Source organism: Sinorhizobium alkalisoli (assembly GCF_008932245.1).
Lineage (GTDB): Bacteria > Pseudomonadota > Alphaproteobacteria > Rhizobiales > Rhizobiaceae > Sinorhizobium > Sinorhizobium alkalisoli.
The window spans coordinates 1,136,549-1,152,574 of sequence record NZ_CP034910.1 but is presented as its reverse complement, the minus strand read 5'-3'; the positions used below and the strand labels follow the sequence as shown (position 1 = coordinate 1,152,574).

The window sequence follows — 16,026 nt, the reverse complement described above, 5'->3', positions numbered from 1 at the left end:
GAAATCACTTCGTGAGGTCGATCAGGATCTTCAGGTGTCTGCCAGCCGGGTCGAGAAGCGCATCGAACCCCTCCGCCACGGCCCGGTCGAGGGGAATGCGCGCGGTGACGACCCGCTTCGCCGGCAGCAGGCCCGACGCGATCAAGCGGATGACGCGCGGCCAATAGTGAGTCGGATAGGCCCAGGAGCCGCGCAGATCGATGTCCTTGAAGGTGACCTGGAACCAGTCGAGGGGGTTTTCGTGCGGATGCAGCCCCGTCTGCACGACGACGCCCTGCTTGCGCACGGCATCGACGCAGACCTTGAGGGCATGCTCGTTTCCGACGCATTCGATGGCGACGTCGCAGCCGACCACGCCTTCCGTGCGGGCGCGTACCAGCTCACCCGGGTTTTCTCGTCGCGGGTTGATCGGCGTGATTTCCGGCAGGATCGAAGCCGCGAACTCGAGGCGAGCATCGTTGATGTCGGAAACGAAAAGCTGCGCGGCGCCGGCGGCGCGTGCAGCAAGCAGCGTCAGAACGCCGATGGGGCCGGCGCCGGTGACGAGCACGCTGCTGCCGGCCGTCACCCCACCGCGATCGCAGGCGTAGACCGCAACCGCGCTCGGCTCGACCAGCGCGGCCTCCTCGTCCGTCATCTCGTCGGGAATCCTCTCGACATTATACGCGTTGAGCAGCGCGTATTCCGCCATGCCGCCGGAGTGCCAGCTCAAGCCCGCGAGCGCCAGATCGGTGCTTAAGTGAAAGAGGCCCCGATCGGCGAAGTAGTCGCCGGCGCGCGGCATGATCAGCGGCTGCACCGAAACCCGGTCGCCGGCGCGCACCGATGTCACTCCTTCGCCGACAGCCTCGATCACGCCGCCGAATTCGTGGCCCAGAACCTGCGGCCCATGGGCGCCAGTGAATGGATGCGGCTCCTTCGGAACGAAGATCGGACCGTAGGCATATTCGTGCAGATCGGTACCGCAAATGCCGACAAACCGGTTGCGGACCAACACCTGTCCCGCGGCCGGCCCGCTCGGCGCCGGGACATCCTCGATCCTGAGATCCTTCGCTGCATGGAACCTGAGGGCTTGCATGTTTCCTCCTCATCGCTGCCGTTGTGGTTGACCAGCGAGCTGCAATGGCCGTGCCAAACTGTCACAGCGAGGAAAATGCAACGTTTTCAGGAGGCAGGAGGGACAGGTGTGTTGCGCCGAGCGGTGTGGTCGCCACAGCTGTGGCGGCCGACCTGTTGCAGCATCCGCTCAGTGCTTCGGCTTTAGCCGATAACGCTTGATCTGCCGATGCACGGTGGAGCGGTCGAGACCCAGACGACGGGCGGCCTCGGAGATGTTCCAGTTGCAGGCGGCGAGCATCAGGTCCAGAGCCGCACCCGCCTCACATCCACCAGCGCCGGCCTTGCCCACGAGAACTTCCGGCAGGTCGCCGATCTCGACGACGCCGTTTTCGGCAAGCGCCGAGGCGACGGCGACCGCGTTGTCGAGTTCGCGGATGTTTCCCGGCCAATCATGGGCCTTGAGCGCGATGACGGCAGCCGCGGACAGCGTGAGCCTGCCGCCGGAATGCCGCTTCAGGATCTCCTCCAGAACCCAATCGAAATCGGATCTGTCCCTCAGCGCAGGAAGCGAGAGCGTCGCGGCATTCAGGCGGTAATAGAGATCTTCGCGGAAGTGGCCTTGGGAGACGAGCGTTTGCAGAGGCCGATGCGAGGCGGAGACGACCCGGATCTGAACCGGGCGCGGAACGCTGGCTCCGACGGGCAAGACCTCGCCCTCGGCAAGCACGCGCAGCAACCGGCTCTGCAGGACAAGCGGCATGTCGCCGATCTCGTCGAGGAAGAGAGTGCCGCCGTCGGCCTGCTCGATCAGGCCCTTGCGGCCCTTGGCGGAGGCGCCGGTGAAGGCGCCGGGCAGATAGCCGAAGAGCTCGCTCTCGATCAGTTGTTCGGGGATCGCCGCACAGTTGATGGCGACGAACTGGCCGTTGAGGCCGCTGCCTTCGTGAATGGCGCGGGCCAGATGCTCCTTGCCGGTTCCCGTTTCGCCCTGGATAAGGATCGGCAGGCTCGTGCGGGCAAGCTTCGCGGCCCTCGCCTGCAGCGCGACGATCTCGGGTGCATCGCCACCGAGCCGGCGCAATGGCGGCGGGATCTGCTCGCGCGAGATGACCGGCGCGCGGATGCGCGAATGCGGCTCGATGGCATGGGCGAAAAGCGCATCTCCATCGCGGGCGAAGACGAGCCGGTCCTGCGTCGGACGCTGGCGCGTGAGGTCGGGAAGATCGTCGATCTCCACGTCGAGGAAGCGCGACACCGGTTCGCCGAGAAGCTGGCGCGGATCCCGCCAGTCGAGTCCGGCCGCGCGCGCCAGGATCTTCGCGCCGCCGTGCGTCATGCCGACGATACGTCCGCGCCCGTCGATCGATATCGCCGCCTCAGGATCGACATCGAGGAATTCCGGTGAGCGCGAGAACCGCAGTACCCATTCGTGACGTGCTTGCGCCATGAGGTTGGCAAGCTCGATGCGCCTTGCGGTAGCGTTGACCAGATGCAGCGCAAGGTTCTGGCTCGCCTTCGCGATCGGCGAACTCAGGAGCGAAATGTCGAGGACCGCGGAGAGTTCGCCATGCGTGTCGTAGATCGGCGCCGCGGTGCAGGAGAGCGGCGTATGGGTGTTGTCGAAATGGTCAGTCTGATGGATCGTCAGCGCCTCGCCCGCCTCGATGCAGGCGCCGACGGCACAGGTGCCGGCGCGCCACTCCGACCATTCCGCACCGAGATAAAGCCCGGCCTTGCGCAGGTTGTTGTTAAAGAGCGGATCACCGAGGAACTCGACGGTCACGCCCTGCCGATCGGAGAGCAGCAGCACGTAGTTCTGCCCCGCCACCTGCCGGAACAGATGCTCGAGCCCGGAGCGGGCGATGTTGATCAGGTCTTCCGATTGCTGGCGGTGCTCCTTGAGCCGCGGCTCCGGAACGATATAGGCCTCGCAGGTCTGCGCCGGGTCGAGCCGGTGATGCTCGAGGCAGCGCAACCAGGATTTCACGACCATGTCGTCACGACTGACGGGGAGGCCGCGGCCCGCCCGCTCGATTTCCCGGACATGGTCGGAATAAGAAAACATGACCGCCTCCCAACGGACCCGCGCTCGCTCCTCGCATGGAGTGTGCTGAAGCCGACGGCGAAAGTAAAGGAAGCGAAGGGGCGAGCGCCAGGCCATCGGCCCCTTGCATTCCGTCAGAAGGACAAGGATCGCACGCCGTTGGTCAGCGTCTCCGCCGCACAATTCTGTGCTACTGTGATGGCAGCGTAGGAGGGTGAAGCGATGGCCTACTCGTACCGCTGCAAGGACTACCCTGGAATGGAAGCGTGTCCGGCGTCGTTTACTGCCGAAACTGAAGCGGAACTCTGGAAACACATCGAAATCCACGGATCGACCGCTCATCAGGAGGAGCCTGAGAAATGGTCCCCAGAAGATCGGCAACAGATCAAAAACCTAATCCGCGAAACGTAGGACGACGCGCACCGTTTCGTCACCGCTAAGGAACCGCGCATGGGCATCTACAGCGATGTGATCCTGCCGAAGCTCTGCGATCTCTCAATGCGCAACGAGCGCCTGCATCCCTATCGCGAGCGCGTAATCGGCGCTGCGGAAGGTCGCGTCCTGGAGATAGGCAGCGGCTCGGGCCTGAACCTGCCCTTTTACCGGGGGTCTATACGGGAAATTCTCGCCCTTGAACCCGACCCAACCCTCCTCGCGATGGCGCGCCGCGTCCCGCATTCGGAAATGCCGGTCACCTTTATCGAGGACTCGGCGGAAACCATTCCGCTTGACGACAAGAGCGTCGACACGGTGGTCACCACCTGGACCCTATGCACGATCCCGGGAAGTGCGGCAGCACTGTCGGAAATGCGCCGCGTACTCAGGCCGGACGGCAAGCTGCTGTTCGTCGAGCATGGACTCTCGCCTGACCGTGGAGTGCGCTGGTGGCAGGATCACCTCACGCCTATCTGGCGGCGCATCAGCGGCGGCTGCCATCTAAACCGACCGATCAGGTCGATGATAGAAGCGGCAGGATTCCAAATCGACCGGATTGAGACGGGGTACATGCAAGGGCCGAAGCCGATGACTTTTACCTACGAGGGCAGCGCACGGCGAAATTGACACTTTTCCGGGAACCGAGTCTTCATTTGCGAGGGCTGTTCCCGCGAGGCGAGGGTCGTGGCGTCAAGCTGCATGGGCAGGCTCGATATGTCGGCGCTGACGGTGACCAGTCAAGCCAAGGTAGCGGCGGCGACGGCCAGCCTCGGCAAAGGCGCAAGATTCAGCATCTGCCACCAAGGCGCTTCAGCAACGCGCCGGCTCTGAAAGAACACGCGAGTCCGACCGCAAAGATCGTCATGTCGTGACAGCTTGCGCGCGTTTTTCGGCCTGCGTGTCGGTCGTAGTCAGGAGCGTCGTGCCGCCGATGTAGAGAAAATTCCAGCCGATCCCGAGGAGCACCAGCGCTGCGGCGAAAGACCCGAAGCCGGTCCCGGTCAGGCGGCCGGCCTGGAGCCGCGCCAGGGACAGGCCAAACCAGACCAACCACAGGCAGGTGACGATCGCGCCCACCGACATTCCTGGTCTGGGGGCGGCACGATCTCGCGACGCCGCTGCCGATCGCCGAGTCCGCAAGCGCCCGCTTCGGCTGGCCGCTCCATGTCATCGATGGTGCCGCCGACGATCCGCCGATCGAGCAGCCAGTCGGCATTCATGGACGCGATCCGCACCGCGCTTATAGAGAGCGAAGCCGCCGCGACCCAGGCGCTGCCCGACACTCGTGATGCTTGGGATCGAATTGCCCCTGGCTACGATCGGACGAATACAGAAACGCAGATGTGGCTCGGCAATGAGAGTCTGATCAGGGCAGGGCTCCGCCCCGGTGTGTGCTTTCTCGACATTGCATCCTGCAGCGGCGCGCCCAGTATCCCGGCAGCACGTATCGGTGCCGAGGTGGTCGCCGTCGACCAGTCGCCCATCATGCTCCGGCTGCTGCGAGAACGTGCCGGCCGGGAAAACATGCAAATCGATACCCGCGTAATGGACGACGACAGCTTCGACATGGCGGGATCTCAGTTTGGGGTAATGCTCTTTCCCGACGTGCCAAGGCGCATTCGGGAGATGACACGGGTTGTCAAACCTGGAGGGCGGGTGCTGGTCATCGCCTTTTGAGACCTGCCTCGGATAGACTTCCTCGCTTTCCTGGTCGGGGCCGTTCAATCGGTGCGCCCGGAGTTTAATGGTCCGCTGATGGCCCCCCGCCGCTGCCGTTTCAGCTCAGAGATCCGCAGCGGCTTGTCCGCGAACTGACGAAAGCCGGACTGAAGGACGTCAATGTCGAGACGATCACCGAGAGCACGGCGTTTAGGTCAGGCGCCGAGCTATGGGACTGGATCGCATGGAGCAATCCGATTGTCGAGGAAGTGCTTTGCAGCCCGGCATTGAGCAACGGCGAGCGTGGAGTTATTCACCAGACGCTCGATCGCATGGTTCGCGGACGGGCAGGCGGTTACGGCTCGGCCATCCTGAGAAACCCCGTCAATATTGGCATCGGGACCAAGTGACCGCGCGGTCAATTTGATGCATTCAGTTTGTGGTCATCCCAGCACTTGATGGGGCGGCCACTGATGCCTGCTGGCTTCTAAGGTTCGACTCCGGAGATAGCGTCGATGTCACTGAAGGCGTGCGGCAAATGTCGGCTATCGGGTAAGGCGACCGCCGGCGTAGTCGGATTGGTATTCATCCTTCCGAGGTTTTTTACGCGGGCCGGAACACACCCGGTGGCAGCCGTCGCAGCCCGCATCGAAAAACCTTCAGGGAAGCGGACGCCCCGCCGCCCTGGGCGACGGGGCGGTTAGCCTGCAAAAGTGCAGGAGGCTTCCTTGCGGTCCTCCTGATATCTGAAAGAAGGAGCCGGCGAGCCAGGTCGTCGACTACTGGAGAAGCTTGAGTAGTTCCTTTGCCGCCGCGGTGGACGAAGTCGGGTTCTGGCCCGTGATCAGCTGGCCGTCCACAACCGTGAAATCGGCCCAATCAGCGGCCTTTTCAAAGCGGGCGCCAAGGCGCTTCAGTTCGTCTTCGACAAGGAACGGCACGACATCGGTCAGTTGCACCGCCTCCTCCTCGGAATTGGTGAAGCCGGTGACGCGCTTTCCCTTGACGACGGGCTCTCCCTGAGAGGTGACCTTGAGCAGGACAGCCGGGCCATGGCAGACGGCAGCAACCGGTTTTCCTGCATTGTAGAACTCTTCGATGAGCGCGATCGAGTCTTCGTCCTCAAGGTCCCAAAGTGGGCCGTGACCTCCCGGATAGAAGATCGCGTCGAAGCCGTCCATCTCGACTTCGGCGAGCCGTCTGGTGTTGGCGAGTTCCTCCTGAGCGGCGGAGTCCTTCTTGAAACGTTCCATCGCCTCGGTCTGGCTGCCCGGTTCATCGCTTTTCGGATCGATCGGCGGTTGGCCACCCTTTGGCGATGCGAGCGTGACCTCCGCGCCGGCATCCCTGAACACATCTGTGGACACCCCCGTAAGTGCAAGAGGATTTTCCAGGCACGGTACTTGCGCGTAGTCGGGTGCTGACATCTGTCCGGCCTCTGTTGCGACCATCTGGATGCCGCGGGCCCGTATGGGAGTTCGCGGATCGGGTCCAAATCATAAAAGCGTGCTCTGGGCACTCCGTTCAGGCCTGGTTTTCCGATCCCGTCTCTTATCGACTGTGCGCCATACCTTCCTTTCGACCCTCCTACACCTTCGACGCCTCCTGTTTGCGGCCGGTTTATCCGGCCGCTACTGGAGCTCCATAGACCCCGCCTTTCGCTAGCAGCGCCCAAACGATGCGCGCCAGCTTGTTGGCGAGGGCGACGATCACAAGCATACGTGGCTTACGGACGAGCATGCGCCCGAGCCACGATCCCTCTGGCAGACCACGATGAGCGGCTTGCCGGACCACGGAGCTGGCTCCAAGAATAAGGAGGCGCCGCAATGTTCGCTCGCCCATTTTCGATGTCGCGCCAAGTTTCTGTTTTCCGCCAGTAGATCGCTGAAGTGGCGTCAGGCCGAGCCAGGCGGCAAAATCACGTCCTCTTTTGAAGGTCGATGCCGCTGGAGCCAATGCTGTCAATGCCGTCGCTGTTATCGGTCCTACACCTGGGATCGTCGCAAGCCGCCGAGCGTCCGCGTCTTCTCGGGCGCGACGTGCGATCTCGTGGTCGAGCTGCCTGATCCGGTCCTCCAGCGATCGCAGAGTATCGACCAACATGGCGAGCGCCAGACGAGCTGCGTCCGGCAGAGTGTTCTTATCATCCGTCACGTATTCTATGAGCCCGGCGACATGCGATGGACCCTGAGCGGTGACGAAGCCGTATTCGGCGAGGTGACCGCGGAGCGAGTTGATAACTTGCGTTCGCTGTCGCACCAGCAAGTCCCGAGCCCGAAACACAACGGCGCTTGCCTGAGCATCCTCACTCTTTACAGCGACGAAACGCATCGTCGGACGCTGGGCAGCCTCGCAAATTGCCTCGGCGTCGGCCGCGTCGTTCTTCTGTCGCTTCACGAACGGCTTGACGTAGGCCGGCGGGATCAATCTAACAGTGTGACCAAATCTACCAATCTCCCTCGCCCAATAATGCGCACCGGCACATGCCTCCATGGCAACCATGCACACGGGCTGCTTGGCGAAGAATTCGAGCACGTTCTTCCGGCGCAATTGCTTGCGGAAAACGACGCAACCAGACGCGTCCGCCCCATGGGCCTGAAACACATTCTTCGCCAAATCCAGGCCGATCGTGCTAACTTCCATCGTGGACACTCCTTCTCTCCGGTGGCTGCAACAACCACCATTCTGGCACATCGATGCCGTCGAGGGGGGTGTCCACCCCATCATAATAGGGCGCCGCGAACTCCTCGAGCCAGAAGCCCGTCGGCTTGCCGGTATTCCCCAGTTGGTCATGCGAGGTCAGAACCATCAGGATTTTCATAGCCATTCTCCTTCTCTTTGAGGCGTGTCCCAACGCGGGCTCACCGAGGAAAATATGCCCGTCCCGCCGGCCTTCGCAGATCGATCGCGGCTTCGGCCTGGTGCCATTATTTACCTGATGCCGTTTTCAGGTGAATAGTTGTTGTCTGGCAGTCACTATCCCGAAGGGCGGCAGAATAGATGGATCGCATCGATGCAATGAAAGTGTTCGTGACGGCGATCGACGAAGGCAGTCTCGCCGGTGCCGCGCGGCGGCTGAAGCGTTCGCCGACGGCGGTCAGCCGGGCGCTGAGTTTACTGGAGACACATGTCGGCGTCGAGTTATTGCACCGGACTACCCGCACGTTGAAACTCAGCGAAGCCGGCCAGCGCTATGCCGCCGCCTGCCGCAGGGTGCTGGTCGACCTCGAGGAAGCCGACATGCTCGCTGGCGGCGAGCGGTCGGCTCCTCGCGGAAGATTGACGATTTCGGCGCCGCCGATCCTGGGGGAGGAGGTGCTCCGCCCCATCCTCGATGATTTCCTCGATCTCTATCCCGCCGTGTCGGCACAACTGCTCCTGCTCGATCGGTTCGCCAACCTGGTGGATGAGGGCATCGACATTGCCCTGCGCATCGGGCAATTGGCGGACTCGTCACTCATCTCCACCCGGGTTGGCGGGGATGTCAGGCGGGTGGTGGTCGCCTCTCCTCGCTACCTCGCCACTCATCCGCGGATTGACGAGCCGGCAGATCTCGCGAAACACCGGATCATCGCCTTTACCAATTTCGGCCTGGACTCCTGGAATTTTACGCCGGTGAAGGGGTCGTCCATTCCAAGAACAGTGCAGTTCACCCCGCGGTGCATCTTCAACAGCGTGCGCGCTGCGGCCGCTTCCGCCGCCGCAGGTCACGGTGTCACCAGGCTCTATTCCTATCACGTTGCGGAATATGTGCGCGACGGACGCCTCAAGATCGTGCTTGCGGAGGCCGAGCACCCGCCCTTGCCGGCGCATCTCATCTCACCGCAGGGCCGGATGTCAGTCCCGAAGGTCCGTACCTTCGTCGATTTCGCCGCCCCACGCCTGCGCTCCGAGTTCGCCCACCTCTCGGCGGAAGCCGATGCGCTCGGATGATTATGCCGGTGTTCGGTCGAGTGACTGCCAAACAGCGACTATTCTCCCAAAGATCGGATGGACCTAATTTCATTGCACCGACGCCGATGGCGGAGGGCGGACGCAAGGGGCACCGCTGCAATCGAAACAAGGATCTTACCCATGAGCACCGAACAGAAAGTCGTCATCATCACCGGCGCGTCGCAAGGCATCGGCGCCGGATTGGTACGCGCCTATCGCGACCGTAACTACCGCGTCGTAGCCACGTCGCGGTCGATCAAAGAGAGCGCCGACCCTAATATTCACACGGTAGCCGGCGACATCAGCAAGCCGGATACCGCCGAGCGGGTCGTGCGCGAGGGCCTCGATCGCTTTGGCCGAATCGACTCGCTGGTGAACAATGCGGGCGTTTTCCTCGCCAAGCCCTTCATTGAAATGACGCAAGATGAGTACGAGCATAATCTCGGCGTCAATGTCGCAGGCTTCTTCCACATCACCCAGCGAGCGGCGGCGGAGATGCTGAAGCAGAGCTCGGGTCATATCGTCAGCATTACCACGAGCCTCGTCGATCAGCCAATCGTCGGCGTGCCCTCCGCGCTCGCCTCTCTTACCAAAGGAGGTCTGAATGCTGTGACGCGGTCGCTGGCGATGGAATTCTCCAAGAGCGGCGTACGGGTCAACGCGGTCTCTCCGGGCATCATCAAGACGCCGATGCATCCGCCCGAGACGCATTCGGTGTTCGCCGGACTGCACCCCATCGGCCACATGGGCGAAATTCGCGATATCGTCGATGCCGTCCTCTACCTCGAGACCGCGGGCTTCGTCACCGGCGAGATCCTGCACGTCGACGGCGGCCAGAACGCCGGTCGTTGGTAATCACCAGCACAAGGTAGGCCGCGCTGGAACCGTGCGGCGCCTGTCCAAGCCCAACAAATTCAATGGAGACGGCAATGCCTATTGTCACCGTACAGGTCACCCGCGAGGGAAGCACTCCGGACCGCAACTCCGTCACGGCGGAGGAGAAGGCCGCCATCATCAAAGGCGTCAGCGAGGTGCTGCTCGACGTCCTCAACAAGCCGCTCGACTCGACCTACGTCGTAATCGAGGAAGTCGATCTCGACAATTGGGGTTGGGGTGGGCTTCCTACGGAGCAATACCGCCGAATACGCGCCGCGGCGGCAAAATCCTGAGCCGCCAAGCCCGGCTTCGCCGCCTGCTCATTCACCGCGCAGGCGGCGGACCGCATCCCACAGACGAGGACCGCGACTAGCACTTGGGAGGGACATCGGCATGCCGACTTCAAAGCGCAGTTCGAGGCGGTCCTAAGGGTCAGGCCGGCTGTCTTAAGTTCGTCTTCGGGCTGTTAGCGTCCGAGCATATGCGCGCTGCTCGAAAGGCCGGCATGAAGCTGATCGGTACCGCCACCACACCGGAGGAAGCGCAGCTTCTCGAAGAAAGGCGAAGGCATCTGCCTCGGCGAGCCCGGCCAGACCCCCGAAGAAGGCGAGATCGCCGGATTGATGCAGTGCCATCAGTCCTTCGACAAACAGCCGCCGGAACAGACGAGACAGCACTCGAACAGACAGGAAGAACCCGGGGCGACATGAGATCCAGCGCGTTCCACACAGCGACAGCCCACCACCGGCACGACGATGTGCACATGCGGGTCATGGGTCAGCACGGATGCGCATGTCTTCGACCATCCGCGCGCAGCGGGGTCGTCCTCTCCTCCGTCATGGCAACCTCCTGTCTGAGGATTGAGAAGGCCCAATCGTCAGGCAGCCTTGCCCGTTCTCAAATGCGCGCCGTTTGCGTTGGTGCACGACGCACTCCACAGGCGCCCCTGCCGCGCGAGCGGCTTAGTCCCTCCACCCGTTCGGGACGATCAGCACTTATCGCGACGCAGCGGGAAGCCGACTGCGAATCCCTCTACTTAAGGAGAATCCGCAGCGCCCACAAATTCAGCCTCAAAAGTAGATTTCTGTTGCGCGGAACTGTCCGTTCATTCGCTTGCACTGAACAATGACGTCGATCGAGACCCTCAACAATCTGTCTATGTCATCGCGAGCCAGGTTTCGTCCGCCCTCCGATTCTTTTACGAGCAGCGTCAACTGTTGGAAGGCAAGCTCGGCCGAATCCGCGTGCACGGTGGTTATCGATCCGGGGTGACCGGAATTAACATTGCGGACGTAATAGAAGGCAGTGCCATCGCGCAACTCCTGCAGAAGAATGCGGTCCGGCCGCATCCGAAGACATGATTCCAGCAGTTCCTTCGGGCCTGCGCTTGAGAGCCCCTGGCCGCCCTTCGAATAGAACAGGCGCACGTGGTTCGGCTGCGAAATGACTAGTTCTGGGGTGTCCTCAATCGAAATGATCCGCTCGTGCTCCGGAATGTGCTTGATCAGCGCTTTCGAAAGCGTCGTCTTCGCCGATCCGGTTGCGCCTGAGATAATGATATTCTTCCGAGCGATCACGGCTTGCCGCAGAAAATCCTTAAAGCGGCCGGCCCGGTATAGTGTCTGAAGATCCTGGTCCTGCGTCGAGGAGCCATCGTTGGCTGCTCGCGTCTCGGCGAAAAATTCTCTCTCTTCCAGATCGTCGAGCGTGAATGTGACCGAGGACGGCTTTCGGATGGTGACACTAACCGTGTTCCTGGTGGTGGCGGGAGGAACGACGATCTGGATCCGTTCGTCCCCGGGCAGTGTTGCCGACAGGATCGGCCGCGTTTCATCGATGGACTGATGGGAGAAACTGGCCACGGCCCGGGCAAGGCGGATAAGTCTTTCGAAGGTAAGCTCCGGCAGATCATGGGTCCGCCAACCACCGGCGCCTTCCGTCAGCACCTCCCCGGGCCGATTGACGATCACTTCGTAAAGCGACTCGTCTTTCAAGAACTGCGATAATGGGGCGAGCAACTCGCGGACGACTGCAGCGTCAGGGCCCTCGATCATGTCTCGACGCTACTTCGTCACCAGCGTCGAGCGTGGGCTGAAATCCCCCAGCACCGCCCGGTCTAGGACCCTGTTCCTCGGCTCGGTCACCCGCAATCCATAGATGCCGGAAAAGTCGAGATCGCGCGCCACGAAGATAGAGACCAGCTCGCCCTGATGTTTGTTGAGCGTTGGCGGGATGTTGATCGACTGCTCGACAGCGATTGCGGCCGCTGTTTGGCCGGCGCTGGTGGTGCGCTCAGCGTCGACGTCGCTGTCCTGCAGGCGGCTGCCGGCATAGCTCGTGGCGTCGCCCACGATCGAAAGGAGAAGCGCACTTCCGAACCGCTCCCCCCAATGGGTGTCGACATAGCCGTCGACGCCGGCGCGGCCTAGCGCATCCGTCGCGGGCGAGGCCAAGGTAACGATGATACCTTTCGGCGTCTTTGCCCGGTTCCAGAGCACGAACAGCCGCTGCTGTCCTCGCTGAAGGCCGCCGCGATACACGCCAACGATCTGGGTTCCTTTCTCCATCAGCACGACTCGACCATTGTCAGAGAGGACGTCACGGTTGATCACGCAACTGGTGAAGCCGGGCTGATCCGACGCCATGGCGGTTTCCAGGATGCAAGGGATCGAGGTACCCATTGCAACGATGAAGTTTCGATTACCGAGCGTGCCGGCACGCGAACCCTCCAGCTTCGTCGGCCGCAGCAACCCGTTGAACCTTTGTTCATCGGCATCAGCCGTATTCTGGCCCATCATGTTTGCATCGAGCGGCAGGAAATTGCCGTCCGTCGACATGGCGGGATCCTCGTTATTACGGCGCGATGTCGCGTTTTTCTGTCCGCCACTATAGGCCATGACGGGCGCCCGCCGCGCCGAGTCGAGCAGCGGATCTTCCTCTTTTACCTCCGCAGTCACGACAGGGGTTGGCAACTTCACTTTCGGTAGCGGCTGAACCGGTTCGATTTTCTCCTTGGCCGGTTCGAAGTTCGTCGTCTGTCGGATGACCACCCGCTCCGGCCGGGCGTTTTCCTGCCGTTTCCCTTCCCCGCTCATCGACCACAGAGCGAAGGCGACAAAGGCGACGACGGCCAGCGCAACGGCACCGCGCTTTAGGACGGGATTGTTGTCGATCCTCCTGCCAGGAACTGTTTCGGCCCGCTCGCCCGGTATCCGGCCTTCGTCTTCCTGAACCATGACAAATCCCTACTGCGCCGTATCGGTGTTGGTCCGAACAACCCGCTCGACCGACGGCGAGGTCGTATTGGTGTCCGGATTGATGCCGATCCGGTCATAGGCCTCATTGAAGACGCAAAGCACATCACCTCCCCTTCGCAGGATGAACTTCCGGCCGATCGCGTGGACAAGGACCAGGTTGCCGTCGACGGACTTGGGCACCAGACTCTCGCTGCCGTCCGAGTTCTCAATGTAGATGGCGGGCATCTCCTGATTGCCGATGAAGGCAAAGGTCGTGATCTTGCCATTGTCGTAGACCGACTGTGGCTCCAGTTGCTCAGCGCCTTGTGCGGAGTAACGCCAGTTCCGAGGTCCATAGGCCTCGTGCATCGCCAGAACGTTGTCTGCTTGCTTGGCCTTCGCCGCGATCGCACGAGCTGCGGCCGCCTGGCGGCGGCGCTCGGCCTCATCGGCCGGATATCGGTACTTGACGTAGAAGTAGGTGTTCTGACCAACCTCCACCGTTCCGTCACGCACCGTCAGCTCCATCTGGTAGCTTCGCGTGGAGCCGTCGCGGCGCGTGGTCACCACGGAGATATTGGTGACCGGCTGGTTCTCGCGCGGCTTCAGGAACAAGATGCTACCGGCCGGTGCCACCTCCCAAGCGACACTGTTGCCAAGCGCTACGTGCGCGATCTCTTCGTCGGCGGCGAACTCCACCTGCACCGACGAACGTAGCGAGCCGATAACCCGGGTGATGTTGTACGGCTGGTAGTCGACGAAACGCACGCGGCTGTCCTGCGACGCGCCGCGTGGGATTTCGAGGGCAACCACCGTGGAGGCGGAGGCTGTAAGAAGGAGGGTTGCGACGAAAGCAGTCCGCATCAGTTGATGGCCTCCGGATCGGCCCGGTATTCGCTGACCGCAAAACCGAGAGGGTTCACCAACCGATCCGTCGACGACATCGGCGCGTTTGCATAGGAGAAGGTGAGCGTCGCAACCCAATGGGTTGTCCGAACCTCTTCGCCGCGGGTAATCGTGCGCATGTAGCGGACGGATACAACATGCGGATTGATCAGCGAGATCGAGGCGATGCTGATGCGCGCGGTGACGCCGCGCCCATAGGTATTCTGCGGCGACTCGGGATTGCTGCCGCGATAGATGGCCGAAAACCGCGCCTGCTCCGGCTGCGTCGACAGCAAGGCGACAGTGCGGAAGTTCTCCTCCGCCTCGCTCCAGACATAACCCTCCCGGGCGCGGACATATTTTGCGGCGAAGTATTTGGTCACGGCCTCGTCGTAAGTGCCAGCGGTCGAGGTCAGCGCCGAGACGACATCGACAATCCCGGTCGAGTTGTCGACCCGCACGACAAAAGGTTCCACCGTTTTCAGCGGTGTGAGGCCGGCAACGGCGAAAATCGAAGCGCCGGCAAGGGTGCTGGCCACGACGGCAATGGACCAAGCGATGCGCGCTGAGCGCTCAACCTGGATCATCCGGTCCTGATCGAAGCGCCGCGCCTTTTCGAAATATGTCTTGAGTTGGTCGGTCGAAACCATCGCACTACCCCTCGCAAGGACGATAGGATGCGTCGACGTCACGATGGGCGATGGCCAGAGGCCCCTTACTTGCGTCGAAATAGGAGGCAATGCGCAGCGCGTTTACTACATTCGTGTCGGAATGCCTCCGGTCGAGATCGCTATAGCCCTCCCACTGCCACAAGGCGCGATTGAGCGGCCGGCGGGAATAGCCGTCACATTTTGGGAGCGGATAGTTCATTGAGGCGCAACCGCTCAAGATCGCCGTCATAAACAGTAGCAGGATTGGTCTGATCCAGGATGGCCTTTTTCTTGTTCGTGCCATGGGCGTCATGAGCTGGCGTCTTTCGATCTCAATGTCCGCCCGACCGCGCGAACCCCGCGGCCGGCGGCGCGAAAGCCGCGTGAGGCAACCCTAGCGAGCATACTCTCGTGTGCCTCTCGGGCCGCACCGTAGCCGTAGGTCAACGATGCCCCGCCGGAAGCCAGAGCAGAGGCAATGTTGGGAAGCTGGTAGAAGACGTAGACAGCGGCAAGACAGATGGCGCAAAGCGCGATCGGCCGCATCAGCATATCACTGTATCCCTCGATGGCCGTGAAGGTCGTGTTGATGCAGGTGATCAGCAGCGAGCCGACGGCGACGACGAGGACCTGGAGGATCACGAAGTTCGCAAGCTGGCCGATCCATGCCTCGGTGAAGCGTCGCGTCGACTGGAACATGGCGAGCACCACGAAGACCGGCCCGATTGCCAGAACAATGGCGAGCGCCAACCGGGCGTAGAGCGAGACGATGTAGCCGATCGACGCTACGATGAAACTTGCGCCGATGACCATCATGCCGCCGACGCCGGTGACGATATCGCCAGGCCAGGATGCGTGCGACCAGATATCGGTGGCGGACGCCTGCCCCTTGTCGAGCAGACTGTCGAACGTCGAGGCGCTCGGCGCAGAGCCGGTGTTCAGCGCCTGCGAGATCTCGCGCGGCAAGGACTCGAAGAAGATGTCGGTGACGTAAGTCTGGTATTCACTGGCGTTCTTCACCAGCATGACGATGATGGCGAGCCTAATTGCGCGGTAAGCGAAGTCGAGGATCGGCCCCTGGACCGACCCGCGAAGAACAAGATAGCCAAAGAGCACGATATAGAGGGTGATCGCCGCCGTCAGTGGGCCTGAGACCCACTCGGCGATGTTCGACGTTCCAGTGGAGACGAAGTCTTCCAACGGCGTCTTGAATTGCTCGTCGACGAAGGCGAACACCTCATACATGAGC

General features: G+C 62.0%; 16 protein-coding genes and 3 pseudogenes. 6 read left to right on the top strand and 13 right to left on the bottom strand.

Features of this window, described 5'->3' with window-relative positions:
- Positions 1–4: 4 nt before the first annotated feature.
- Entirely contained in the window at positions 5–1,078 is a 1,074-nt protein-coding gene (locus EKH55_RS23165) for a 2,3-butanediol dehydrogenase (protein WP_151613316.1), read from the bottom strand.
- Between the two features lie 168 nt (positions 1,079–1,246).
- Positions 1,247–3,124, bottom strand: a complete 1,878-nt coding sequence (locus tag EKH55_RS23160; protein WP_151613315.1) for a sigma-54-dependent Fis family transcriptional regulator — start codon at positions 3,122–3,124, stop codon at positions 1,247–1,249.
- 201 nt (positions 3,125–3,325) lie between these two features.
- On the opposite strand from EKH55_RS23160, the gene EKH55_RS23155 reads away from it, so the two are divergent.
- Together EKH55_RS23155 and EKH55_RS23150 are read left to right on the top strand one after the other, a co-directional pair.
- Positions 3,326–3,514, top strand: coding sequence for a DUF1059 domain-containing protein (locus EKH55_RS23155; RefSeq protein WP_151613314.1), 189 nt, complete (start codon positions 3,326–3,328; stop codon positions 3,512–3,514).
- A 39-nt stretch (positions 3,515–3,553) separates the two neighbouring features.
- Positions 3,554–4,165 (top strand): class I SAM-dependent methyltransferase, encoded by a 612-nt coding sequence (locus tag EKH55_RS23150; RefSeq protein ID WP_151613313.1) that lies wholly within the window; start codon positions 3,554–3,556, stop codon positions 4,163–4,165.
- Between the two features lie 234 nt (positions 4,166–4,399).
- Here the strand turns inward: EKH55_RS23150 and EKH55_RS29830 are convergent, their stop codons facing one another.
- Positions 4,400–4,615 (bottom strand): hypothetical protein, encoded by a 216-nt coding sequence (locus EKH55_RS29830; RefSeq protein WP_246231845.1) that lies wholly within the window; start codon positions 4,613–4,615, stop codon positions 4,400–4,402.
- An 87-nt stretch (positions 4,616–4,702) separates the two neighbouring features.
- Here EKH55_RS29830 and EKH55_RS29635 point away from each other — a divergent pair, with 87 nt between their 5' ends.
- Positions 4,703–5,215: a class I SAM-dependent methyltransferase gene (locus tag EKH55_RS29635; RefSeq protein WP_210249915.1), complete on the top strand. Its 513-nt coding sequence runs from the start codon at positions 4,703–4,705 to the stop codon at positions 5,213–5,215.
- Between the two features lie 761 nt (positions 5,216–5,976).
- On the opposite strand, the pseudogene EKH55_RS23135 reads toward EKH55_RS29635, so the two are convergent.
- The 3 genes and pseudogenes from EKH55_RS23135 to EKH55_RS23125 form a co-directional block, all read right to left on the bottom strand.
- Positions 5,977–6,552 (bottom strand): annotated as a pseudogene (locus EKH55_RS23135) (type 1 glutamine amidotransferase domain-containing protein); the annotation flags it as partial.
- A gap of 265 nt (positions 6,553–6,817) precedes the next feature.
- A complete protein-coding gene (locus tag EKH55_RS23130; RefSeq protein WP_069458496.1) occupies positions 6,818–7,840 on the bottom strand; it encodes an IS110 family RNA-guided transposase in 1,023 nt (340 codons plus the stop codon).
- 82 nt (positions 7,841–7,922) lie between these two features.
- Positions 7,923–8,018: pseudogene (locus EKH55_RS23125) on the bottom strand (type 1 glutamine amidotransferase domain-containing protein); the annotation flags it as partial.
- Positions 8,019–8,197: 179 nt separating this feature from the next.
- On the opposite strand from EKH55_RS23125, the gene EKH55_RS23120 reads away from it, so the two are divergent.
- The 3 genes from EKH55_RS23120 (at position 8,198) to EKH55_RS23110 (ending at position 10,299) form a co-directional block, all read left to right on the top strand.
- Entirely contained in the window at positions 8,198–9,130 is a 933-nt protein-coding gene (locus EKH55_RS23120) for a LysR family transcriptional regulator (RefSeq protein WP_151613311.1), read from the top strand.
- 141 nt (positions 9,131–9,271) lie between these two features.
- A complete protein-coding gene (locus tag EKH55_RS23115) occupies positions 9,272–9,985 on the top strand; it encodes an SDR family NAD(P)-dependent oxidoreductase (RefSeq protein WP_151613310.1) in 714 nt (237 codons plus the stop codon).
- Positions 9,986–10,059: 74 nt separating this feature from the next.
- A complete protein-coding gene (locus EKH55_RS23110) occupies positions 10,060–10,299 on the top strand; it encodes a tautomerase family protein (protein ID WP_151613309.1) in 240 nt (79 codons plus the stop codon).
- A 267-nt stretch (positions 10,300–10,566) separates the two neighbouring features.
- Here EKH55_RS23110 and EKH55_RS29825 read toward each other — a convergent pair.
- The 7 genes and pseudogenes from EKH55_RS29825 to EKH55_RS23070 form a co-directional block, all read right to left on the bottom strand.
- A pseudogene (locus tag EKH55_RS29825) lies at positions 10,567–10,802 on the bottom strand (transposase); the annotation flags it as partial.
- Positions 10,803–11,076: 274 nt separating this feature from the next.
- A complete protein-coding gene (virB11, locus tag EKH55_RS23095) occupies positions 11,077–12,060 on the bottom strand; it encodes a P-type DNA transfer ATPase VirB11 (RefSeq protein WP_151613308.1) in 984 nt (327 codons plus the stop codon).
- Positions 12,061–12,069: 9 nt separating this feature from the next.
- On the bottom strand, positions 12,070–13,242 hold the full coding sequence (gene virB10, locus EKH55_RS23090) for a type IV secretion system protein VirB10 (RefSeq protein ID WP_151613307.1): 1,173 nt from the start codon (positions 13,240–13,242) through the stop codon (positions 12,070–12,072).
- 9 nt (positions 13,243–13,251) lie between these two features.
- Positions 13,252–14,106, bottom strand: a complete 855-nt coding sequence (virB9, locus tag EKH55_RS23085; RefSeq protein WP_151613306.1) for a P-type conjugative transfer protein VirB9 — start codon at positions 14,104–14,106, stop codon at positions 13,252–13,254.
- On the bottom strand, positions 14,106–14,777 hold the full coding sequence (locus tag EKH55_RS23080; protein ID WP_069461252.1) for a VirB8 family type IV secretion system protein: 672 nt from the start codon (positions 14,775–14,777) through the stop codon (positions 14,106–14,108). Before EKH55_RS23080 ends, virB9 begins: the two co-directional genes overlap by 1 nt.
- Before the next feature lie 4 nt (positions 14,778–14,781).
- Positions 14,782–15,090 carry a hypothetical protein gene (locus EKH55_RS23075; RefSeq protein WP_151613305.1) on the bottom strand — a complete coding sequence of 103 codons (309 nt, stop codon included), beginning with the start codon at positions 15,088–15,090 and terminating at the stop codon, positions 14,782–14,784.
- On the bottom strand, positions 15,087–16,022 hold the full coding sequence (locus tag EKH55_RS23070) for a TrbL/VirB6 family protein (RefSeq protein WP_192803792.1): 936 nt from the start codon (positions 16,020–16,022) through the stop codon (positions 15,087–15,089). Before EKH55_RS23070 ends, EKH55_RS23075 begins: the two co-directional genes overlap by 4 nt.
- Positions 16,023–16,026 lie beyond the last annotated feature (4 nt).